This window comes from Micromonospora aurantiaca ATCC 27029 (assembly GCF_000145235.1).
In the GTDB taxonomy this organism is placed as follows: domain Bacteria; phylum Actinomycetota; class Actinomycetes; order Mycobacteriales; family Micromonosporaceae; genus Micromonospora; species Micromonospora aurantiaca.
The window spans coordinates 640,283-660,337 of the sequence record NC_014391.1 but is presented as its reverse complement, the minus strand read 5'-3'; the positions used below and the strand labels follow the sequence as shown (position 1 = coordinate 660,337).

The window sequence follows — 20,055 nt, the reverse complement described above, 5'->3', positions numbered from 1 at the left end:
GGTGACGGGTCCTCACTTCGCATCCGCGGCGAGCGTCACCGACGCGTTCTGCCGCGCCGACCCGCGCCGGTACTCGACTGTCACCACGGAACCGGGCGCGTACTTGCGCACGAGGGCCACCAGGTCGGTCGGATCGGTCATCGGATGGCCGTCCAGCCGGAGCACCACGTCCCCGGTACGCAGTCCGGCCGCCGCCGCCGGGCCGGCCGGCTCGACCGCGTTGAGGCGTACGCCGCCGCCGGTGGCGCCGGTGCCGCCGACCTGGGCGCCGATCACCGTACGCCGGGCCTTGCCGGTGCCGATGATGTCCTCGGTGATCCGCTTCGCCTGGTTGATCGGGATGGCGAAGGCGAGGCCGATGTTGCCGGCCTCCTGCCCGTCGGCCACCAGCGACTTGATCGTCGAGTTCACCCCGACCACCCGCCCGGCGCCGTCCACCAGCGGGCCGCCCGAGTTGCCGTGGTTGACGGCGGCGTCGGTCTGGATCGCCGCGTAGTAGCGGGTCGGCCCGCCCGGCTCGCCGGCCTGCATCGTCCGGTCCAGCGCGCTCACGATGCCGGCGGTGACGGTGTTGGCGAGCGACAACGGTGACCCGATGGCGAGCACCGGGTCACCGACGGCGAGCGCGTCGGAGTCGCCGAACTGCACCGGGGTCAGCCCGCTGCGCGAGACCTTGATCACGGCGAGGTCCGACTCCGGATCCTGCCCGACCACGGTGCCGGCGGCGGTGCTGCCGTCGTTGAACACGACAGTGGCCTTGCCGGGGCCGTCGGCGACCACATGGTCGTTGGTGACGATGTGACCCTCGCTGGTCACCACGAAGCCGGAGCCCTCGCTGGTGCCGCCGAGGCTGACCACCCGGATGGTGACCACGCTGGGCAGGACCCGCTCGGCCACCCCGGCCAGCGACTCGGGCTTGCGCTGGGCCAGCGCCGGGGCCTGCCCGGTCTGCGCACCGATCGTCGGCACGTCACCGCCGCGCAGGAAGGCGTACGTCAGGGCGCTGCCGAGAGAACCGGCCAGCAGCGCCGTGACCAGGGAGATCAGCACCACCTGGCGCAGCCCCGGCCGGGTCGGCAGGTCCGGGTCGGTGACCGGTTCCGGCTCCCCCGCACCGGACGCCGGGGCCGCCGGGATCACCACGGCGGCGGGCGCGTACGGATCCCGCCACGGGTCGGCCAGCGCGTCGGACCACCACGGCGACGTCACCTGACCCGGGGCGTCCTGCGGCGGTCGTCCGGACGCCGGCCCACCCGGTGCCGGCGATCCGCCGGGCCGCCGCCAGTCCCAGCCGTCGGTCACGTCGGTGCCTCCCACTCCGTCCCGCTGGCCCCGCGCCGACGGCCGGCGGAGCCGGACGACAGTGACGCGCGGGACGCATCCAGGATTACACGGATGACGCGAACGGAGTCAGGGGTTGCCGTCCGTGAGCACTCCGCGGCGGACTCGCGGCTGCGCCGGTACCGGCCCGCCTCTACGCTCACAGTGCATACCGCCCCTCGCACCAGTCCGCCCCTCGGAGGTGTCCCATCGCCACGGTCGCCGGTCACGGCAGTTCGACGGCCCAGGCGCTCCACTTCGCCGAGTCTTTCGTCACCGAGGATCTCGTGCTGCGCACGGCCCGCGCCCTCGCCCACGAGGTGGGGGTGGAGGCGGTCACGCCCGGGTCGGGTGCCGCCCTGCGGCTGCTCGCCGCCGCCGGCAACGCCCGGGCCGTGGTGGAGATCGGCACCGGCACCGGGGTGAGCGGCGTGTGGCTGCTGCGCGGCATGCGCCCCGACGGCGTGCTCACCACGATCGACGTCGAGGTCGAATACCAGCGCATCGCCCGGCGGCTGTTCCAGGAGGCGGGCTTTCCGTCGGGGCGTACCCGGATCATCACCGGCCGGGCGCTCGACGTGCTGCCGCGGCTCGCGGACGGTGCCTACGACCTGGTCTTCGTGGACGCGGTGGCGACCGGCTTCGCCGCGTACGTGGACGCGGCGCTGCGGCTGCTGCGCCCCGGCGGCGTGCTCGCGCTCAACGGCGCGCTGGCGGCCGGCCGGATCGGCGACCCGGCCGCGCGGGACGCCGAGACGGTCACCGTACGGGAGACGATCAAGGCGATCCGCGAGTCGGAGCACTGGGTGCCCGCGCTGCTGCCGGTCGGCCACGGTCTGCTCGCCGCCGTCAAGGCCTGACCAGGCTGATCAGGCGTGCCCTGCACGCCTGGTCAGCCCAGCGTCGCCAGCCAGCGCAGCAGCCCGCGCACTCCCCAGCCGGTGGCGCCCTTGACCAGTTCGCCGTGCGTGTCGTCGGACCACGACGGCGCGGACATGTCCAGGTGCGCCCACCGGTCCCGCAGGTCGCCGGTGAACTCCCGCAGGAACAGCGCGGCGACCACCGAACCGGCGCCCTGCGCCGGGGAGCTGTGCAGGTCGGCGATCTCGCTGGCCAGATACTCCACGTAGTCGTCGGCCAGCGGCATCCGCCAGGCCCGCTCGCCGGCCGCGGTGATCGCGTCGAGCAGGCCGGCCGCGAGCGCGTCGTTCTCGCTGTAGAGCGCGGCGTGCCGCTTGCCCAGGGCGACGGCGTTCGCGCCGGTCAGCGTCGCCAGGTCGATCAGCAGGTCGGGCTTCAGCTCGCGGACCGCGTACGCCAGCGCGTCGGCGAGCACCAGCCGGCCCTCGGCGTCGGAGTTGGTGCTCTCGCTCGTCAGCCCGCCGTAGTGCCGGATCACGTCGCCGGGGCGGAACGCCGAGCCGCTGACCATGTTCTCGGCGAGCGGGGCGAGCGTGGTGACCCGGACCGGCAGGCGCAGTTCGGCGGCGCCGAGCGTCGCGGCGATCACGGCGGCGGCACCGGCCATGTCCTTGCGCATGAGCTTCATGGCCGGCACCGGCTTGATCGAGATGCCGCCGGTGTCGAACGTGATGCCCTTGCCGACGAGCACCACGTGGGTACGCGCGCCGTCGGGCCGCCAGTCCAGCTCCACCAGGCGCGGGCCGCTCGCGGAGCCGCCGCCGACGGCGAGGAGACCGCCGAAGCCCTCGGCCGCCAGTTCCTCCGGGCCGCGTACCCGCAGGTGCAGGCCGGGGCGCCCGGACGCGGCCTCGGCCACCTGCGCGGCGAACCACTCCGGGTTCTTGGTGGACGAGGGCATGTTGGTCAGGTCCCGGGCGAGCCGGGTCGTCTCGGCGGTGGCCCGGGCGGCGTCGAGCGTGCCGGCAAGAGCGTCCGGGTCGTCGACGAGCACCGACACCTCGGCCAGGGCGGGACGCTTGCCGGCCTCGGTGAGACGGAATCGGTACGAGCCGAGCAGCAGCCCTTCGGCGAGGCCACGCAGCGCCGCCGTCGCCTCGCCGGGAAGTGCGATGGTGATCTGCGTCTCATCCTTCGCCGCGCGGGCCAGCGCCGCTCCGGCGGTGCGCCAGTCGCGCTCGTCGCCCTCGCCGACGCCCAGAAGCCACAGCCGCGCCGGGGAGCCACCGGGACGCAGGTGCTCGCGTACCTCGCCGGCCGTGCCGGTGAGCCGGGTGGCGGGCAGGACGGCTGCGGCCTCGGCAGGGACGTCGTCGCCGAGCGGCACGGCGGTCGGGACCAGGCGGGCCGTGGAGGCCGGCGAGACCGTGGGGTCCGGCGAGGCCAGGGAGTCCGGGGAGTCCGGCCCTCCGGGACGGACGGGCAGGACGAGAGCGCCGGGCCCTGCGGGCCCACTCACCAGACGAATGACCAGCACGCTGGACCGTACCTCCGAAATGGGTTGAACGGGCACATTCCCCCACGCAGCCGTCGAGGAAAGACCCTGAGCCACCGGGCATGCCGGTGGCTCAGGGTAGGACGAACCGCCCGCACGGCGGACGCCGTGCGGGACACTCCTCGAATCAGCCCGCGGCCGCCTTCAGCGCGTCACCGAGCGCGGTGGCCTCGTCGGGAGTCATCTCGACGACGAGCCGGCCACCACCCTCCAGCGGGACTCGCATGACGATGCCCCGGCCCTCCTTGGTGACTTCCAGCGGACCGTCGCCCGTCCGCGGCTTCATCGCCGCCATGTTGTCTCCCCTCAGACCTACACCAGGGTCGGTGAGTTGCCCCACAGCCACTTCGCCATCGCCATCCGCAACCATCGCGGAAGGCTCGACCAACGATTTTCCCTGATGAACACCGCCGGACCCAAACCGAAGCAGCATTGATGTAACAGCATCTAGCTTATCTTGGATAGGCCTGTCACAATGTGCGGTCATGCAGGCACGGTCGGCACTCTTCGACCTGTACGGCGACCACCTCCGGGCCCGGGGTGGCCGCGCACCGGTTGCCGCCCTGGTCAAGCTGCTCGCCCCGCTCGGGATCGCCCCACCGGCGGTACGCACCGCGGTCTCCCGGATGGTCCGTCAGGGCTGGCTGGAACCGCTCCGTCTGGCGTCCGGACCGGGATATTCGATCACCCCGAAGGCGGCACGTCGACTCGACGAGGCGGCGTCCCGGATCTACCGGACCGGACGGCACAGCTGGGACGGACGGTTCGATCTCCTGGTGCTCACCGCGCCCTCGTCCCGCCGAGACCGGCAGCGGCTCGCCGCGAACCTCGCCTTCCTCGGCTACGGCACGCTCGACGACTGCACCTGGGTGGCCACCCGCCCGGGTGAGGACGTCGACCTGCTGCTCGACGAGGCGGGCGTGCGCTACGAGCGGTTCACCGCAGCGCACGCGGCCGGCACCCCCGGCGCGATGGGCGTGGTCCGCCGCGCCTGGGACCTGGCCGAGATCGGGCGGGCGTACGAGCGGTTCGTCGCCGAGCAGAAGCCGCTGCTCTCCGGCGTCACCGTGCGCAGCAGCGACGAGGACGCGTACGCGGCCCGATTCCGGCTCGTGCACGCATGGCGTACGTTCCTGTTCCGGGATCCGCAACTGCCCCCGGCACTGCTGCCCGAGCGCTGGCCGGGCACCAGCGCGGCCAGCTTCTTCGACCGGCACGCGGCCCGGCTCCGGCCGGCCGCCGACCGGTACGTCGAGCAGTGCCTCGACACCGGCAACCGCCTCGCCCGACAGAAGGGTCGTTAGAACGTGACCGAGCCGCTGCTCGTCGACCGCACCGACGCCGTCGTCACCCTGACGCTGAACCGCCCGACGGCGATGAACTCGCTCGACGTGGCGCTCAAGGAGGCGCTCCGGGACACGCTGGCCGAGCTGGAGACCGACCGGTCCTGCCGGGCGGTCGTGCTCGCCGGCGCGGGCGGCTCGTTCAGCGCCGGGCAGGACCTGCGCGAGCACGTGCGGACGCTGGAGACCTCGGACGCCGACCCGCTGGCCACGGTCCGGGCGCACTACAACCCGATCGCCGCCCGGCTGGCCAACCTGCCCAAGCCGGTGGTCGCCGCGGTGCGCGGGATGGCCGCCGGGGCCGGCGCCTCGCTGGCGTTCCTGGCCGACTTCCGCATCGGCGGCCCGAAGACCCGGTTCCTGATGGCGTTCGCCGGGGTGGGCCTCGCCGCCGACACCGGCGCCTCCTGGACGCTGCCCCGCCTGGTCGGTCACGCCAAGGCCGTCGAGCTGCTGATGCTCGCCGAGCCGGTCGGCGCCGAGGAGGCCTGCCGGCTGGGCCTGCTGACCAAGCTGGTGGACGACGACGAGCAGGTGCTCCCGACCGCGCAGGAACTGGCCGCCCGGCTCGCCGCCGGCCCGACCGTCGCGTACGGGGCGATCAAGCGTCAGCTCTCCATCGCCGACGCGGGCACGCTCGCCGACGCGCTGGCCGCCGAGGCGCAGGCCCAGGCGATCTGCGGCGCCACCGCCGACCACCGGGCCGCCACGACGGCGTTCGTCGCCAAGCAGAAGCCGGTCTTCGAGGGACGCTGACCGCCCCGGTCGGCCCCGGAGGTCAGTCGTCCTCTTCCGGATCCTGGTTGGCCTCGACGCCGAGCACGAACGCCTGCATGGCCAGCTCGTCGCCGTACGGCGAGACGAACGCCGGCAGCTCCCGCGGGCCCAGCTCCTGCACGTAGGACCAGAAGATCCGCACCGCCTCGGCGCGCGACGCGGCCTCGATCGGCAGGTCCAGGCTGACCAGCCAGGTGCTGCGGGCGGGCGGCGGGCCGAGCCGGTCGGCCAACGACCGCCAGCGGGCCGGGTCGAGCGCCACGACCGGTCCGTCCGGCGCCGGGCCGTCGACCGGCACCGGCTCGTCGAGCACCCGCCGGGTGTACGTGACCACGAGCGACCCGGCCACCGCGTCGGACTGCGGATCGTCCGGGTCCTCCCGGGTCTCGGACGATGCGAGCGCGACCCGGCCGAGCGCGACCAGGCGCAGCGGCTCGTCGACGAGCACTGCCACCCGGTCACCGGGCCGGGGGCGGGCCGCCTCGGACAGCCCGGTCAGCTCCAGCGCGTCGTGGTGCACCAGCCGCTCGGCCTCGAAGCGCTCGGCGGGCAGCAGCACCGCCCAGGCTCCGGTCGTGGTCGCACCGTCTGTCGTCCCGCTCGTACGCGGCTCGGTGTCGGTCATGCCCCAATCCCATCACGCCGGAGGTGGCGCGCTCCGTCACACCCCGGCCCGGTCACCGCTCACGTGGCAGTCGGCCAGGTGGTCGTCGACCATGCCCGTGGCCTGCATCAGCGCGTAGGCGGTCGTGGGGCCGACGAACCGGAAGCCCCGCTTCTTGAGCGCCTTGGCCATCGCCACGGACTCCGGGCTGGTGGCCGGCACCTCGGCGAAGGACCGGGGACGCGCGGCCCGGGGCGGGGGCGCGAAGGACCAGAGCAGCGCGGAGAGGCCCTCGGGCAGCCCGGACGCGGCCCGGGCGTTCGCGATCGCCGCCTCGATCTTGGCCCGGTTGCGGACGATCCCCGCGTCGGCCATCAGCCGGGTCACGTCGGCCTCGCCGTAGCGGGCCACCGACTCGATCCGGAAGCCGGCGAAGGCGTCCCGGAACGCCTGCCGTTTGCGCAGGATGGTCAGCCAGGACAGGCCGGACTGGAACGCCTCCAGCGTCAGCCGCTCGTAGAGCGCGTCGTCGCCGCGCAGCGGCCGGCCCCACTCGTCGTCGTGGTAGACGGCGTAGTCGGGGGTGCTCGCCCCCCACGCGCAGCGCGGCAGCCCGTCGGCGTCGGTCACCAGGTCAGTCACGGCGTCCACGATAGGCCGGGCCACCGACAGCCCCGCCGCGCCAACGACCGCCCGTCAGGGCAGGCGGCCCTGCTCGACCAGCCGGGCGAACTTCTTCAGCGCCTGGGTGAGGCTGAACTTCGAGCCGGGCCAGAGCACCGGCCACGCCACCCGGCCGGCCGCCCCGCCCGGCAGGTGGAACCACTCGTGCCAGACCACCTGCGTGCGGTCGCGGTCCATCGGGGTGCAGCGCAGCACGCCGGGGCCGCGCAGCAGTTTGCCGCAGTGCACCACGCCGACCTCGTAGGGCGCGTCGACCCGGACCACACGCATCTCGTCGCGGAGCACGGCCGGGCCGAGCGCGGTGACCGCCTCGACCAGGCTCCCCTCGCCGCCGTCGCCCTCGACCACCCGCACCCGGGTCAGCGGGATCCAGTCCGACTGCCGCTCCCATGCGGTGAGCGCGGCGAACACCCGGTCGGCCGGGGCCTCGACGATCACCGTGGCGGTGACCTCGGCGGCGCCCCGGCGGGACGCCTCGGTGAAGTCGTCGGCCGGCCGGCCGACGCCGGTCACGCCGACTCCGAGCGGACCACCGAACCGCGCTCCCGGTCGTCGTCGGCCGGACCGGCCGCGATCCCGTTCGCCGGGGAGACGGTGTCCTCGGTCGCCGCCGCGGCGGGGGCCTCCGCCACGCCCGCCTCGGCCGGGGCGCGTCCGGCCCGGCCGTCGGCGTCGGTGCGGCCCGGCTGCCCGTCGGTGTCGGTCCGGGCCGGCGGCTCGGGCGCGGACAGGTCGATCACCACCGGCTCGGGGGTGGACGGGTCGGGTGCCTGCTCGGTCTCGGGACGGGTCGCGGCGGCCTCCTCGCGCGCCCGGCGCAGCGCGTCGGCGTCCTCGGTACGCCCGTCCCGCAGGGCCGCGTTCTCCGCCTCCAGGACGCCGATCAGCTCGGTCTTGTAGCCGATGTCGTACGCCGCCCGGCGCAGCGCCGCGTCGACCTGGCTCATCCGGTAGCCGCGCAGCGCCGTGTCGAAGCGGACGTCGGACACGTCCGACTCGTCGAGCGGACGGCTGCCGGGCAGGGGCACGGCCCGCCCGTCCGGCTCGGCCGGCGTGAGGCCCGGATCCTTGCCGGAGACGAGCACCGTCACCCCGAACACCACAGCCGCGACGGTCAGCGCGACGACCAAGAGGAGCAGAACCTCACCCATGCACAGATCGTGGCATGCGGGCCGGGATCGGGCGAGCCCTCCGGGACGTCCGGTCGGTAAATGCGTCCGGCGCACGGGACCGGCACGGGCGGCGCGGGCGGGACCGGATAGCGTCGGACCGGCCGGTGCGGTCCGGCGGCGAGGAGGCGGGCATGACCGGGGCGTTGCGGCTGGGCGGACGGGCGTTCGGCCCCGGTGAGCTGGTGGTGATGGCGATCGTCAACCGCACCCCGGACTCGTTCTTCGACCGCGGCGCCACATTCGCCCAGGACAGCGCGCTGCGCGCGGTGGAACGCGCGGTGGACGAGGGCGCCGAGATCATCGACATCGGCGGGGTGAAGGCCGGGCCGGGCGACGAGGTGGACGTGGCCGAGGAGATCCGCCGGACGGTGGACACCATCGCGGCGGTCCGGTCCGCCTTCCCCGACGTGGTCGTCTCCATCGACACCTGGCGTGCCGAGGTGGCCGTGGAGGCGGTCGCGGCCGGCGCGGACCTGCTCAACGACACCTGGTCGGGGGCGGACCCCGCGCTGGCCCGGGTCGCCGCGGCGACCGGCGCCGGCCTGGTCTGCTCGCACGCGGGAGGACTCGCCCCGCGTACCCGGCCGCACCGGGCCGCCTTCGACGACGTGGTGGCCGACGTGGTCGGCACCGTGACCGGGCTGGCCGAGCGTGCGGTCGGGCTGGGTGTGCGCCGGGACGGCATCCTGATCGACCCGGCGCACGACTTCGGCAAGAACACCCGGCACTCGCTGGAGATCACCAGGCGGCTGGCGGAGCTGACCGACACCGGCTGGCCGCTGCTGGTGGCCCTGTCGAACAAGGACTTCATCGGCGAGACGCTCGACCTGCCGGTGCCCGAGCGGCTGGAGGGGACGCTCGCCGCCACGGCGGTCTCGGCCTGGCTCGGCGCCCGGGTGTTCCGCGCCCACCAGGTCCGCGAGACCCGCCGGGTGCTGGACATGGTGGCGTCCATCCGGGGCGACCGGCCGCCGGCGGTGACCCGCCGCGGGCTGGCCTGACGGGCCGGTCCGGCGCGTCAGGTCCAGCGCAGGACGCCGCGCCGCCAGGCGTAGAGGATGCCGAGCGCGACGATCGCCACGAAGACGCCCATCTCCACGACGGTGGCGGCGCCGAAGCCGGGCCGGTCGAAGACCAGGGCCCACGGGAACAGGAACACCGCCTCGACCGCGAAGAGCACGTAGAGATACGCGTAGACGTAGTACCGGATCTGCATCTGGGCCCAGTCGCCGCCGACCGGGTCGAGACCGCACTCGTACGAGGCCCGCTTGCCCCACGGCTCGGCCGGACGGCTCGGACGTAACACCCGGTTCGCGGAGAACGCCGTCACGAAGAAGAGCACGGCGGCGAGCAGCAGCAGACCGAGCGTGGCGTACGAGCCGAGATATCCGGTCACGACCGGAGCGTACCGGTCCCGTCCAGATGTCCCGGACACGTTACGAATTCGTTTCCTCGCAGGACTAGTGCTTGATGGCAAGTATCACCGAATAATGGGATCTCATTGATCGTCCCGGAGGACAGATGGCCCGCCCCCGCGTTGCGCCCGTTCGGCGGGTAGCGCTCCGCCGTACCCTCGCGCTCCTGGCGCCCGCGCTCGTCGCGGCGCTGGTGGCGGTGGCGCCGGCCGGGGCCGACGCCCACCCGGGGCCGGCCGCCGCGCTCCGGCTGATCGAGCCGGTGGAGCCGGGCGGCGAGCCCGGCGGTGAGCCCGGCGGCGAGCCGACCGAGCCCGCGCCCACCGGCGAGCCGACGACCACGGCGACGGCCCCGCCGCCCACCGAGCCGCCGCCGCCGGCCACCACGCCCCCGGCGCCGGTCACCACCTCGCCGGCCCCGCCGACGAGCGCGCCCGCCGAACCGGCGCCGACCACCGCCGCGCCGGCCACCACGGCACCGGCACCCCCGCCGGTCGTGCCGCCGGTCAAGACCCCGCCGCCACCGCCGGCGCAGCCGGCCGGCGGGCCCCTGGGGGTACGCGTGAGCACCGAGGACGTGGTCCTCCCGCCGGCCTACTGGAACGCCGACGCCACGGTGGCCACGCTGCGGGTGACGGTGACCAACACCGGCGGGCGGGCGGAGCGGATCAGCCTGGGCTACACGCTGCCGCCCGGCCTGACCGACGCGGGCACCCCGGGCTGCGAGCCGGCCGGCGGCGGCAACCACCGCTGCGTCGGGTGGGACGCGGAGCCGGGCGCCCGGTTCAGCGCGACCATCCGGGTCCGGGTCGACGGCGACGCCTGGCGGACCATGCCGCTGGCCGGATCGGTCCAGGTCACCGCCGTCGCGCCCGGTGTGAGCGGCGCGGCGTACGACGACGAGGGCTTCGCGGTGCTGTTCCCGCCCGGGCCGCCGGTGCCCGGCATCTCGCTGCGCGCCGACGAGGTGCTGTTCGACATCAGCGGCGCGCCCAGCACGCTCACCGTCCGGCTGGGCAACACCGGCAAGGTCGACGCGGCGGGCCGGATCGAGGTGCTCCTGCCCGAAGGGGTGACGGTGGCCGGCACCGAGAGCGGCTGCGCCCCGGTGTCGGCCGACCGGACCCGCTGCGAACTGGGCACGCTGGCGGCCGGGCGGACCGCGACCGTACGGCTGACGCTGGCGGCCTCGGCGGAGGCGCAGCGACGGGCGCCCCTGTCCGGCGCGGTGATCGGCCGGCTCGACCCGCGTAGCGGGCGCGACCGGCAGGTGCAGATGAGCTTCCGGATCAGCGCGGCGGCGGCGGACGCCGTCCCGCCCGGCGGGGCGCCGGCCCCGACCGGCTCGCAGGGCGTGCTCGTCGCCGCCGGCGAACGGGACGGCGACGACACCTCGGTCCGGGGGACCGCCGTCGCGTTGATCGCCGTGTCCGGTCTCCTGGTCGTGCTCGCACTGACTCTGGCGACCCGTTCGCTGCGCCGCCGCAGCGACATCACCGTGCCGGAGCGTCCGATCACCGACCGGTGATCATGGATATGTGGTGATCTGGGTTACGGGCCCAGGTACTAAACGCTGCAAAGCAGGGCATACAGCGGCCCGATCCAGTCCCATACGTCGGACCTCGACCAAGGTGGCCCTAACGTGGCGACGTAGGCTCTGACGTGAGAATCGGAGCGGGCCGGGCCGGCGAGGGCGACGGCGCTCAGTTAAGCGAGGTGCGGGTGTGACCAAGCAGATCCGTCAGCTGGACCGGGTGGTCATCCGGTTCGCCGGTGACTCCGGCGACGGCATGCAGCTCACCGGCGACCGGTTCACCTCGGAGACGGCGCAACTGGGCAACGACATCTCCACGTTGCCCAACTTCCCCGCCGAGATCCGCGCTCCCGCCGGGACTCTGCCCGGCGTGTCGAGCTTCCAGGTGCACTTCGCCGACTACGACATCCTGACCCCGGGTGACGCGCCGAACGTGCTGGTGGCGATGAACCCGGCCGCGCTGAAGGCCAACCTGGCCGACCTGCCGCGCGGGGCCGACATCATCGTCAACACCGACGAGTTCACCCGGCGCAACCTGGCGAAGGTCGGCTACGCGGCCAGCCCGCTCGACGACGACTCGCTCGCCGGGTACGCGGTGCACCCGGTGGCGCTCACCTCGATGACGATCGGCGCGCTGGCCGAGCACGACGTGTCCAAGAAGGACGCCGAGCGGGCCAAGAACATGTTCGCGCTCGGGTTGCTGAGCTGGATGTACTCCCGTCCGTACGAGTCCACGCTGCGCTTCCTGGAGCGCAAGTTCGCGGCCCGCCCCGAGCTGGTGGCGGCGAACGTGGCAGCGTTCCGGGCCGGCTGGAACTTCGGCGAGACCACCGAGGACTTCTCCGTCCGGTACGAGGTCAAGCCCGCCAAGATGCTGCCGGGCACGTACCGGAACATCACCGGCAACGCGGCGCTGTCGCTGGGCCTGGTGGCCGCCGGGGTGCGCTCCGGGCTGCCGGTGTTCCTCGGCGCGTACCCGATCACGCCGGCCTCGGACATCCTGCACGAGCTGAGCAAGCACAAGAAGTTCGGCGTGGTCACCATGCAGGCCGAGGACGAGATCGCCGCGGTCGGTGCGGCGCTCGGCGCGTCGTACGGCGGCTCACTCGGCGTGACCACCACGAGCGGTCCGGGTGTGGCGCTCAAGAGCGAGACGATCTCCCTGGCGGTGGCGCTGGAACTGCCGCTGGTCATCGTCGACGTGCAGCGGGCCGGGCCGTCCACCGGCATGCCCACCAAGACCGAGCAGGCCGACCTGAACATGGCCCTGTACGGCCGGCACGGCGAGGCGCCGGTCGCGGTGATCGCGCCGAAGTCGCCGTCGGACTGCTTCCACGCGGCGCTGGAGGCGGCCCGGATCGCGCTGACCTACCGCACCCCGGTGATCCTGCTGTCGGACAACTACGTCGCCAACGGCTCCGAGCCGTGGCTGCTGCCCGATGTGGAGTCGCTGCCCGACCTGCGGGTCGAGTTCGCCACCGAGCCCAACGGCGAGGACGGCACCACGTTCCTGCCGTACCTGCGGGATCCGCAGACGCTGGCCCGCCCGTGGGCGGTGCCCGGCACAGCCGGTCTGGAGCACCGGATCGGCGGCCTGGAGAAGGCCGACAAGACCGGCGACATCTCGTACGACCCGGCGAACCACGACTTCATGGTGCGGACCCGGGCGGCCCGCATCGAGACCATCCCGGTGCCGGACGTCGAGGTGGAGGACCCGGACGGCGACGCCCGGGTGCTGGTGCTGGGCTGGGGCTCGACGTACGGGCCGATCGGCGCCGCCTGCCGTGGCCTGCGCCAGCGCGGGCTCTCGGTGGCCCAGGCCCACCTGCGGCACCTGGCCCCGATGCCGGCGAACCTCGGCGAGGTGCTGGGCCGCTACGACAAGGTGGTCGTACCGGAGATGAACCTCGGCCAGCTCGCCCACGTGATCCGGGCGAAGTACCTGGTCGACGCGATCGGCTACAACCAGGTCCGCGGCCTGCCGTTCACGGCCGCCGAGCTGGAGACGATGCTGGAAGAGGTCCTGAAGAATGCCTGAGCCCGTCGCCCTCAAGCTCACCGCCAAGGACTTCAAGTCCGACCAGGAGGTGCGCTGGTGCCCCGGTTGCGGTGACTACGCCATCCTGGCGGCCGTACAGGGCTTCATGCCGGAGCTGAACATCCCCCGGGAGAACATCGTCTTCGTCTCGGGCATCGGCTGCTCGTCGCGCTTCCCGTACTACATGAACACGTACGGGATGCACTCGATCCACGGCCGCGCCCCGGCGATCGCCACCGGCCTGTCGGTGTCCCGGCCGGACCTGTCGGTCTGGGTGGTCACCGGTGACGGCGACGCGCTCTCCATCGGCGGCAACCACCTGATCCACGCGCTGCGCCGCAACGTGAACCTGAAGATCCTGCTGTTCAACAACCGGATCTACGGGCTGACCAAGGGCCAGTACTCGCCCACCTCCGAGGTCGGCAAGATCACCAAGTCGACGCCGGTCGGGTCGGCGGACGCCCCGTTCAACCCGCTGTCGCTGGCGCTCGGCGCCGAGGCGACGTTCGTGGCCCGGACGATCGACTCGGATCGCAAGCACCTCCAGTCGGTGCTGCGGGCCGCCGCCCAGCACGAGGGTTCGGCGTTCGTGGAGATCTACCAGAACTGCAACATCTTCAACGACGGCGCGTTCGACCCGCTGAAGGAGCCGGCCACCCGGGACGACTTCCTGATCCGGCTGGAGCACGGGCAGCCGATCACGTTCGGCAAGGACGGGCAGTTCTGCGTCGTCCACCCGCCCGGTGGCTTCGGGCTGGAGGTCCGAGAGACCACGAACACCCCGGCCGACGAGATCGTCGTGCACGACGCGGGCGTGGCCGACCCCGCGTACGCGTTCGCGCTGTCCCGCCTGCCCGGCCTGGACCTGAGCAACACCCCGATCGGGGTGTTCCGGTCGGTGGACCGTCCCTCCTACGACAGCGTGGTGCAGGAGCAGGTCGCGGCCGCCAAGGCCACCGTCGACCAGACCCCGGAGCAGCAGCTCTCCGCGCTGCTCGGCAGCGGCGACACCTGGACGATCCTCTGATCCGCCGCTGACCCGTCACGCCGAAGGGCGGGCCGTTCCCCCGCGGAACGGCCCGCCCTTCGCGTGTGTGCCGGCCCGGTCAGGCGGCCGCCGAGGCGGGCACCCACAGCTCGTCGACGGCCCGCTCGGCCGCGGCGAGGCTCTGCTCGAACAGCGGGATCAGCTCGGCCATGGCCGGGTTGACCGGGGCCAGGGTCAGCTCGGCGCAGATGAACCGCGGCTCCAGCCCGGTCAGGGAGAGGCCGTGCGGCAGCCACGGCTCGGCGTGGTCCCAGCCCTCCCGCGGGGTGCCCGCGCCGTACCCGCCGCCGCGGCTGACCAGGACGACGAACTGGCGGTCGCCGAGCAGCCCGGCGTTCGTGACCGGGTCGTACGCGATGCCGGGGGCGATCAGGTGGTCGACCCAGGACTTCACGCTGCTGGGCGGGCCGTAGTTGTAGAGCGGGAGCCCGAGCAGGACCGTGTCGGCCCGCTTCACCTCGGCCACGACCTCCTCGGTCAGCCGCCAGGACGCCTGCTGCTCGGGCGTGTGCTGATCCGGCGGCACCATGCGCGCGAGGCCGCTCGCCGTGTCGAGGTGCGGAAGCGGGTTCTGACCCAGGTCGCGGTAGGTGACGGTGCCGTCCGGATGGGCGGCGCGCCACGCGTCGGCGGCGCGGGCGGTGAGCCGCCGGCTGACCGACCGCTCCCCGGTGATGCTCGAGTCGATGTGCAACAGGTGAGCCATTTCTTCCTCCTCCATCGATCGTTCGTGTAGGACCAACTATTTATAGCAGGTCGATGTTCCCCGGGCCGCGTAAACTGGGTCACATGTCCGCCGCACCGGTCGAGGAGTCCGAGCGCCGCTCCGGGCCTTTGCTCGACCACCTGGCCCGGCGGATGCGGCTGCGCTCGGAGTCGGTGCTCGCCCCGCTGGGCCTGCGCCCCCGCCACCTGGTGGCGCTCACCGTGCTGCGCGACGCCGGCGGAATCAGCCAGCAGGCGCTCGCCGGCACGCTCCAGATCGACAGCACGAACGTGGTCGGCCTGCTCAACGACCTGGAGGCGGACGGCCTGGCCGAGCGCCGCCGCTCCCCGGAGGACCGCCGCCGGCACGAGGTACGCCTCACCGAGGCGGGCACGAAGCGACTGCGCGAGGCGGAGTGCGCGCTCGCCGGGGCGGAGGAGGAGGTCCTCGGCGCGCTGGCTCCGGGCGAGCGGGACCTGCTCTACGACCTGCTGCGACGGGCCACCCAGGGCCGGTCGTCGACCTGCGGCGAAGTGATCGCGGAGGGCGGCCCGGGCGCCTGCTGACCGCTGGCGCTCAGCGGGGCGAGGGTCAGATCGCGGTGGTGGCCTGCGGCCGGTCGTCCCGGACGTGGACGAGCATGTCACCGGTCTCGATCACCGCGCCGGCGCGGTCGTTGAGCGTGACCACCTTGCCCCGGCGGACCAGCGCGATGACCAGCGACTCCAGCTCACGCGGGGAGCGCCCCACCTCGTCGCGCTCGGCCGACCGCATGGCCAGCGCCATGCCCTGACCCGGGGTGAGCAGGTCCTCCACCACGTCGATCAGGGGCGGGGCCGAGGTGGACAGGCCGAGCAGCCGCCCGGCCGTGGCCGACGAGACGATCACGTGGTGCGCGCCGCTCTGCTTGAGCAGCGGCGCGTTCTCCGCCTCCCGGACCGCCGCGATGATGCGTACCTGACCGGCGGTGAGCTGCCGGACCGTGAGCGCCACCAGCACCGACGCGTCGTCGCTGTCCGTCGCGATGATGACCGACTTCGCGGTACGGATGTGCGCCTGCTCCAGCACCGACGAGCGGGTCGCCGAACCCTCGATCGTCACCAGCCCGTTGGAGGTGGCCTGCCGCAGCGCCGGCCCGCTCCGCTCGACCACCACGATCTTGGACTTGTCCGTGCCGTTCTCCAGCAGGGCGGAGACCGCGCTGCGGCCCTTGGTGCCGTAGCCGCAGATGATGACGTGGTCCTTCACGGTTCTCCTCCACCGCGACAGGCGACGGCCGGTGCGGTACTGCTCGGTCAGGACTTCCAGGGTGGTGCCGACCAGGATGATCAGGAACAGCACCCGGGCGGGGGTGATGAACAGGACGTTCGCCAGCCGCGCCGACGAACTGACCGGGGTGATGTCGCCGTACCCGGTGGTGGAGAGCGAGACCACCACGTAGTAGAAGCAGTCGAGCAGGCTCAGGCCGCTCTCGTCCACGTCGCGGTAGCCGTCGCGGTCGAGCCAGACCACCGCCACCGTGGCGAAGACCAGGCCGAGGGCGGCGAGCAGGCGCAGACTCAGCGCGCTCAGCGGCCCCCGCCGTTGCGCGGGAAAATGGATCACCGTCGGCCCTGCTCCGCCACCGTCGCCTGCACGCCCACAAGATAACGGGTACGTGGGGATTCGGCCCGCCGGGTGCCGAACGGAACGGCCGGGGCGCTTCCGGGGGCGTGGACGGGGCATGATGGGGACGTCCGGGACGGCGACCGCGAGGAGGCCGGCATGTCGTTGCTGCGACGCGTGATCGGCGGGGTGCTCCGGCGCACCCGCCTACGCCAGGGCCGCACGCTGCGCGAGGTGGCCCTGGCCGCCGGCGTCTCCCTGCCCTACCTCTCCGAGGTCGAACGCGGCCGCAAGGAGGCCTCCTCCGAGGTGCTGGCCGCGATCTGCCGCGCGCTCGGCATCCACCTCGCCGACCTGCTCGAAGAGGCCCGCGACGAGCTGCGCCGGGAGCGTCCGGCCCCGGTCGGCCCCGGGGTCTCGGCGGCCCGCTTCGACCGGGTGCCGACCGCCCGCACCGGGCCACAGCTGCGGGTCGGCCCGCCGCGGCTGTCCGTCACGCGCCGCCCGGCCGTGTCGCCCCGCCCACCAGTGACCCGCCGGCCCGCCGTCTCGCTCCGGCCGCACGTCGGCCGCCGCCCGGTCACCGCCACGCCGCTGCTGGGCGGCGCGCTGCGGCCCTTCGGCCTGGTGCCGGCGCCGCTCGGTGCGCCTCTCGACGCCGCCACGCCGATCGGGTTCGCCGGCAGCATCCGGATCTGGCCGACTCCCTCCGCCCCGGCCGTCCGCCCCCGTCCGCGTACCTCCGTCACTGTCGCCCGGCGGCGAGCCCGCGCGGGCCGGCGGCGGCCGGTCGCCGCGTAGCTTCTGCCCAGGGCGAATCTGCCGCCGGCAGAAAGCCTGGGCCGCACGGGTGCGCCCGGCGGACGCTGGAGACCGCCGGGTTCCCGGGCGGTCCCCCGCCCACCGGCGTACGGAGGTGGGCGGCGATGGGTGGCATCTGGATGCTCGACGAGGGACAGCCGGCGTTCGGCGACCGGGTCTTCGAGCGGCTGCTGAAGGAGCGGATCATCTTCCTCGGCACCGAGGTCACCGACGCGTCGGCCAACCAGATCTGCGCGCAGATCCTGCTCCTCGCGGCCGAGGACGCGGAGCGCGACATCTTCCTCTACATCAACTCGCCGGGTGGTTCGGTCAGCGCCGGCATGGCCGTCTACGACACCATGCGGTACGTCAAGAACGACGTGGCGACGCTGGCGCTCGGGATGGCCGGCTCGATGGGCCAGTTCCTGCTCTGCGCCGGGGCGGCGGGCAAGCGGTTCGCGCTGCCGCACTCGCGGATCATGATGCACCAGCCGTCCGGCGGGATGGGCGGCACCGCCGCGGACATCACCATCCAGGCCGAGAACATGCTGCACGTGAAGCGCACCATGCAGGAGCTGATCGCCCAGCACAGCGGGCGGACGCTGGAGGAGATCCAGCGCGACTGGGACCGCGACCGCTGGTTCACCGCCGAGCAGGCCCGCGAGTACGGCCTCGTCGACCAGGTGCTCACCCGCGTCGACCAGCTCGCGGCGTGAGCGGGCGCGGCCCGGCCGGTCCCGCACCGGCCGGGCCGCCCTCGCGGTCAGGGGTAGGTGACCACCGTGCTGGTGCCGTACGACCCGACGACAGGCGTGCCGATCTCGTTGATCGTGCGCTCGATGCCGCCGCTGCCGTCCAGGAACACGGTGATCGCGTCGTGGAACCGCACCCCGGCCCGGCGCGGCGCCTCGATCCCCCGGTCGCAGCGGATGTCCACGCCCTGGTTGAAGTACGAGTACACGCCCAGTCCCCACGCCTCGTGCGTGCGGACGTGGTCGGCCACCTTGTACGACGCCCAGCCGTTGCCGGTCGGGCTGCGCCAGGCCGCCTGGCTCGGCGGATCGTAGGGCAGTTCGCTCTGGTAGAACACGGTCCGGCCGCGCTCGCCGTTCCAGATCGTCTGCCAGCGCTGGTAGTGCTCGACGAACAGCCCGTACGCGGTCACGTCGTCGCCGTTGACGATCACGCCGGTGGCAGCGGTGTTCACGGTCCAGCCGATCGTGCCGGCCCGGCCGTGGTCGCCGCGCCAGGCCCAGATGTTGTCGATGAGCGTGTGCCGGCTGTGCACCACCAGACTCGTCACCGCCCGCCCGGCGTACGGGCCGCCGATGCGGAAGAAGACGTCCTGCAGCGAGATCGGGTTCGTGGCGTGCGACCGGTGGCAGTGCCGCGTACCGACCTCGACCAGCACCGGCGACTCGACCGGCCCGGCGTCCACGAGCACCCCGGCGATGCGGACCCCGTCCACGTCCTCGATCCGCAGCGCCGCGTCCCCGCGGTCCGGCACCAGGCTGGGCATGCCGAGGCCGAGCACGACGGTGTCCGGACGGCGTACCCGCAGGGCCCGGTCCAGGTGGTAGACGCCGGGGGTGAGCAGCAGGTGCCGGCCCCGGGCCAGTTCGGCGTTGATCCGCTTGGCCGAGTCGGTGGGCCGGGCCAGGTAGAACGCGGACAGCGGCAGCGACGGCACCGGCGCGCCGCCGGTGGCCCAGGTGGTGCCGGCGGTGTCGCGGCGCAGGCGCGGTACGGCGACCCGCCAGGCCCCGCGGGCGTCGACGAACAGGTACGGCTTCTCCCGGGTGACCGGGCTGGTCGGCAGCGTGGTGTACGGCGGGTCGGGGAAGCCCTGCGCGGGCGCGCCGATGACGCCGGAGAAGACCTGGTTCCACACGCCGTTCGTCCACTCGCCGCCGAGTTCGCTGTCCCGGGTGAGCCACTGCTGCTGGGAACCGTTGATGGTGATGCCGTCCACCTTGGAGTCGGCGATGTAGCCGCCGCTGGAGTAACCGCCGTTGCCGGGTTCCAGCCACAGCACGCCCTTGACGTGCACCCGCCGCATCGGTGACGCCTGCGAGACGGCCCATTGGTTCGACCAGTCGGTCGGGGTGACAGCGAGGTTCTCCGCCGAGCGCCAGAAGTTGGTGAGCGCGGAGATGCCGGCGGGCGAGTTCGGGTCCGGCTGCCCGACCACCCGGACCGCGCCGTGGATCTCCACGTCGTCCGGGTGGGCGCCGAGACCGGCCACAGTCGTGTAGTAGCCGAGCCGGGCGTCCACCTCGTAGCGGCCGGGCTTGAACAGCACGGCGTACCTGTCGAAGCCCATCTCGTTGCGTTCCTGGGCGGTGAACAGCCGGTCCAGCGTGGACTGGATCTCCTCGACCGGCGTGCTGGGGTCGTACACGAAGACGTTCGGGCCGAAGTCGGGCTCGCGACCGGGGCGCGCGGCCGGCGATGCGGCCGGGGACGCAGCCGCGGCGCCGGCCGGGAGGCCGAGGGCGGTGAGCGAGGCCGCGGAGGCGGTGAGCGTGAGGAAACGGCGGCGGGAGGGGTCGGGTGATCGCATCTGCCTGCCTGTTCGGTGATGGGACGGGA

Annotated in this window: 21 protein-coding genes; 10 read left to right on the top strand and 11 right to left on the bottom strand. The window is 73.6% G+C overall.

The features are described from left to right. Positions 1 to 12 precede the first annotated feature (12 nt). A complete protein-coding gene (locus MICAU_RS03310) occupies positions 13 to 1,317 on the bottom strand; it encodes a S1C family serine protease (protein WP_174361690.1) in 1,305 nt (434 codons plus the stop codon). A 212-nt stretch (positions 1,318 to 1,529) separates the two neighbouring features. On the opposite strand from MICAU_RS03310, the gene MICAU_RS03305 reads away from it, so the two are divergent. After that, entirely contained in the window at positions 1,530 to 2,180 is a 651-nt protein-coding gene (locus tag MICAU_RS03305; RefSeq protein ID WP_082171245.1) for an O-methyltransferase, read from the top strand. A 32-nt stretch (positions 2,181 to 2,212) separates the two neighbouring features. Here MICAU_RS03305 and MICAU_RS03300 read toward each other — a convergent pair whose 3' ends face one another. Both MICAU_RS03300 and MICAU_RS31690 read right to left on the bottom strand, forming a co-directional pair. Beyond that, the gene (locus MICAU_RS03300; RefSeq protein ID WP_013283867.1) at positions 2,213 to 3,718 is read right to left on the bottom strand and encodes a leucyl aminopeptidase family protein; all 1,506 of its coding nucleotides are present in this window, start codon (positions 3,716 to 3,718) and stop codon (positions 2,213 to 2,215) included. A gap of 145 nt (positions 3,719 to 3,863) precedes the next feature. Beyond that, a complete protein-coding gene (locus tag MICAU_RS31690) occupies positions 3,864 to 4,031 on the bottom strand; it encodes a DUF3117 domain-containing protein (protein WP_013283866.1) in 168 nt (55 codons plus the stop codon). Positions 4,032 to 4,221: 190 nt separating this feature from the next. Here MICAU_RS31690 and MICAU_RS03295 point away from each other — a divergent pair, with 190 nt between their 5' ends. Further along, complete coding sequence (locus MICAU_RS03295; protein ID WP_013283865.1) at positions 4,222 to 5,040, top strand: PaaX family transcriptional regulator; 819 nt, start codon at positions 4,222 to 4,224, stop codon at positions 5,038 to 5,040. A gap of 3 nt (positions 5,041 to 5,043) precedes the next feature. Next, positions 5,044 to 5,835 (top strand): enoyl-CoA hydratase/isomerase family protein, encoded by a 792-nt coding sequence (locus tag MICAU_RS03290; RefSeq protein ID WP_013283864.1) that lies wholly within the window; start codon positions 5,044 to 5,046, stop codon positions 5,833 to 5,835. A gap of 22 nt (positions 5,836 to 5,857) precedes the next feature. Here MICAU_RS03290 and MICAU_RS03285 read toward each other — a convergent pair whose 3' ends face one another. From MICAU_RS03285 to MICAU_RS03270, 4 genes are read right to left on the bottom strand one after another with little or no spacing between them, the layout of a single operon-like run. Then, positions 5,858 to 6,481 (bottom strand): hypothetical protein, encoded by a 624-nt coding sequence (locus MICAU_RS03285; protein WP_013283863.1) that lies wholly within the window; start codon positions 6,479 to 6,481, stop codon positions 5,858 to 5,860. Positions 6,482 to 6,517: 36 nt separating this feature from the next. Beyond that, positions 6,518 to 7,102: a DNA-3-methyladenine glycosylase I gene (locus MICAU_RS03280; RefSeq protein WP_041799170.1), complete on the bottom strand. Its 585-nt coding sequence runs from the start codon at positions 7,100 to 7,102 to the stop codon at positions 6,518 to 6,520. 54 nt (positions 7,103 to 7,156) lie between these two features. After that, entirely contained in the window at positions 7,157 to 7,657 is a 501-nt protein-coding gene (locus MICAU_RS03275) for an SRPBCC family protein (protein ID WP_013283861.1), read from the bottom strand. After that, positions 7,654 to 8,295, bottom strand: a complete 642-nt coding sequence (locus MICAU_RS03270; protein ID WP_013283860.1) for a DivIVA domain-containing protein — start codon at positions 8,293 to 8,295, stop codon at positions 7,654 to 7,656. The genes MICAU_RS03275 and MICAU_RS03270 overlap by 4 nt, the downstream gene beginning before the upstream one ends. A 152-nt stretch (positions 8,296 to 8,447) precedes the next feature. Here MICAU_RS03270 and folP point away from each other — a divergent pair, with 152 nt between their 5' ends. Beyond that, positions 8,448 to 9,317, top strand: coding sequence for a dihydropteroate synthase (gene folP, locus MICAU_RS03265; RefSeq protein ID WP_013283859.1), 870 nt, complete (start codon positions 8,448 to 8,450; stop codon positions 9,315 to 9,317). 17 nt (positions 9,318 to 9,334) lie between these two features. Here folP and MICAU_RS03260 read toward each other — a convergent pair whose 3' ends face one another. Further along, entirely contained in the window at positions 9,335 to 9,712 is a 378-nt protein-coding gene (locus MICAU_RS03260) for an NADH-quinone oxidoreductase subunit A (RefSeq protein ID WP_013283858.1), read from the bottom strand. 125 nt (positions 9,713 to 9,837) lie between these two features. On the opposite strand from MICAU_RS03260, the gene MICAU_RS03255 reads away from it, so the two are divergent. The 3 genes from MICAU_RS03255 to MICAU_RS03245 all read left to right on the top strand — a co-directional run bounded on the left by MICAU_RS03255 (position 9,838) and on the right by MICAU_RS03245 (position 14,330). Next, complete coding sequence (locus tag MICAU_RS03255) at positions 9,838 to 11,259, top strand: hypothetical protein (protein WP_013283857.1); 1,422 nt, start codon at positions 9,838 to 9,840, stop codon at positions 11,257 to 11,259. Positions 11,260 to 11,455: 196 nt separating this feature from the next. Next, complete coding sequence (locus MICAU_RS03250; protein ID WP_013283856.1) at positions 11,456 to 13,303, top strand: 2-oxoacid:acceptor oxidoreductase subunit alpha; 1,848 nt, start codon at positions 11,456 to 11,458, stop codon at positions 13,301 to 13,303. Then, a complete protein-coding gene (locus MICAU_RS03245; protein ID WP_013283855.1) occupies positions 13,296 to 14,330 on the top strand; it encodes a 2-oxoacid:ferredoxin oxidoreductase subunit beta in 1,035 nt (344 codons plus the stop codon). Before MICAU_RS03250 ends, MICAU_RS03245 begins: the two co-directional genes overlap by 8 nt. 79 nt (positions 14,331 to 14,409) lie before the next feature. On the opposite strand, the gene MICAU_RS03240 is transcribed toward MICAU_RS03245, so the two are convergent. Then, positions 14,410 to 15,057: an FMN-dependent NADH-azoreductase gene (locus MICAU_RS03240; RefSeq protein ID WP_013283854.1), complete on the bottom strand. Its 648-nt coding sequence runs from the start codon at positions 15,055 to 15,057 to the stop codon at positions 14,410 to 14,412. Positions 15,058 to 15,140: 83 nt separating this feature from the next. Between MICAU_RS03240 and MICAU_RS03235 the strand changes: the two genes are divergently transcribed. Continuing rightward, positions 15,141 to 15,623, top strand: a complete 483-nt coding sequence (locus MICAU_RS03235; RefSeq protein WP_174361689.1) for a MarR family winged helix-turn-helix transcriptional regulator — start codon at positions 15,141 to 15,143, stop codon at positions 15,621 to 15,623. 25 nt (positions 15,624 to 15,648) lie between these two features. Here the strand turns inward: MICAU_RS03235 and MICAU_RS03230 are convergent, their stop codons facing one another. Then, entirely contained in the window at positions 15,649 to 16,662 is a 1,014-nt protein-coding gene (locus MICAU_RS03230; protein ID WP_013283852.1) for a potassium channel family protein, read from the bottom strand. A gap of 159 nt (positions 16,663 to 16,821) precedes the next feature. On the opposite strand from MICAU_RS03230, the gene MICAU_RS03225 reads away from it, so the two are divergent. Together MICAU_RS03225 and MICAU_RS03220 are read left to right on the top strand one after the other, a co-directional pair. After that, positions 16,822 to 17,463: a helix-turn-helix domain-containing protein gene (locus tag MICAU_RS03225; protein WP_013283851.1), complete on the top strand. Its 642-nt coding sequence runs from the start codon at positions 16,822 to 16,824 to the stop codon at positions 17,461 to 17,463. 125 nt (positions 17,464 to 17,588) lie between these two features. Then, the gene (locus tag MICAU_RS03220; protein ID WP_013283850.1) at positions 17,589 to 18,179 is read left to right on the top strand and encodes an ATP-dependent Clp protease proteolytic subunit; all 591 of its coding nucleotides are present in this window, start codon (positions 17,589 to 17,591) and stop codon (positions 18,177 to 18,179) included. Positions 18,180 to 18,226: 47 nt separating this feature from the next. Here the strand turns inward: MICAU_RS03220 and MICAU_RS03215 are convergent, their stop codons facing one another. After that, complete coding sequence (locus MICAU_RS03215) at positions 18,227 to 20,026, bottom strand: pectate lyase-like domain-containing protein (RefSeq protein WP_013283849.1); 1,800 nt, start codon at positions 20,024 to 20,026, stop codon at positions 18,227 to 18,229. Between the last annotated feature and the right edge of the window lie 29 nt (positions 20,027 to 20,055).

What these genes read in the sequence shown, in the direction of transcription:
- MICAU_RS31690 (WP_013283866.1), bottom strand. Translation starts at nt 4,031, where the DNA reads ATGGCGGCGATGAAGCCGCGGACGGGCGACGGTCCGCTGGAAGTCACC.
- MICAU_RS03295 (WP_013283865.1), top strand. Translation starts at nt 4,222, where the DNA reads ATGCAGGCACGGTCGGCACTCTTCGACCTGTACGGCGACCACCTCCGG.
- MICAU_RS03285 (WP_013283863.1), bottom strand. Translation starts at nt 6,481, where the DNA reads ATGACCGACACCGAGCCGCGTACGAGCGGGACGACAGACGGTGCGACC.
- MICAU_RS03270 (WP_013283860.1), bottom strand. Translation starts at nt 8,295, where the DNA reads ATGGGTGAGGTTCTGCTCCTCTTGGTCGTCGCGCTGACCGTCGCGGCT.
- folP (WP_013283859.1), top strand. Translation starts at nt 8,448, where the DNA reads ATGACCGGGGCGTTGCGGCTGGGCGGACGGGCGTTCGGCCCCGGTGAG.
- MICAU_RS03255 (WP_013283857.1), top strand. Translation starts at nt 9,838, where the DNA reads ATGGCCCGCCCCCGCGTTGCGCCCGTTCGGCGGGTAGCGCTCCGCCGT.
- MICAU_RS03245 (WP_013283855.1), top strand. Translation starts at nt 13,296, where the DNA reads ATGCCTGAGCCCGTCGCCCTCAAGCTCACCGCCAAGGACTTCAAGTCC.
- MICAU_RS03240 (WP_013283854.1), bottom strand. Translation starts at nt 15,057, where the DNA reads ATGGCTCACCTGTTGCACATCGACTCGAGCATCACCGGGGAGCGGTCG.
- MICAU_RS03235 (WP_174361689.1), top strand. Translation starts at nt 15,141, where the DNA reads ATGTCCGCCGCACCGGTCGAGGAGTCCGAGCGCCGCTCCGGGCCTTTG.
- MICAU_RS03225 (WP_013283851.1), top strand. Translation starts at nt 16,822, where the DNA reads ATGTCGTTGCTGCGACGCGTGATCGGCGGGGTGCTCCGGCGCACCCGC.
- MICAU_RS03220 (WP_013283850.1), top strand. Translation starts at nt 17,589, where the DNA reads ATGGGTGGCATCTGGATGCTCGACGAGGGACAGCCGGCGTTCGGCGAC.
- MICAU_RS03215 (WP_013283849.1), bottom strand. Translation starts at nt 20,026, where the DNA reads ATGCGATCACCCGACCCCTCCCGCCGCCGTTTCCTCACGCTCACCGCC.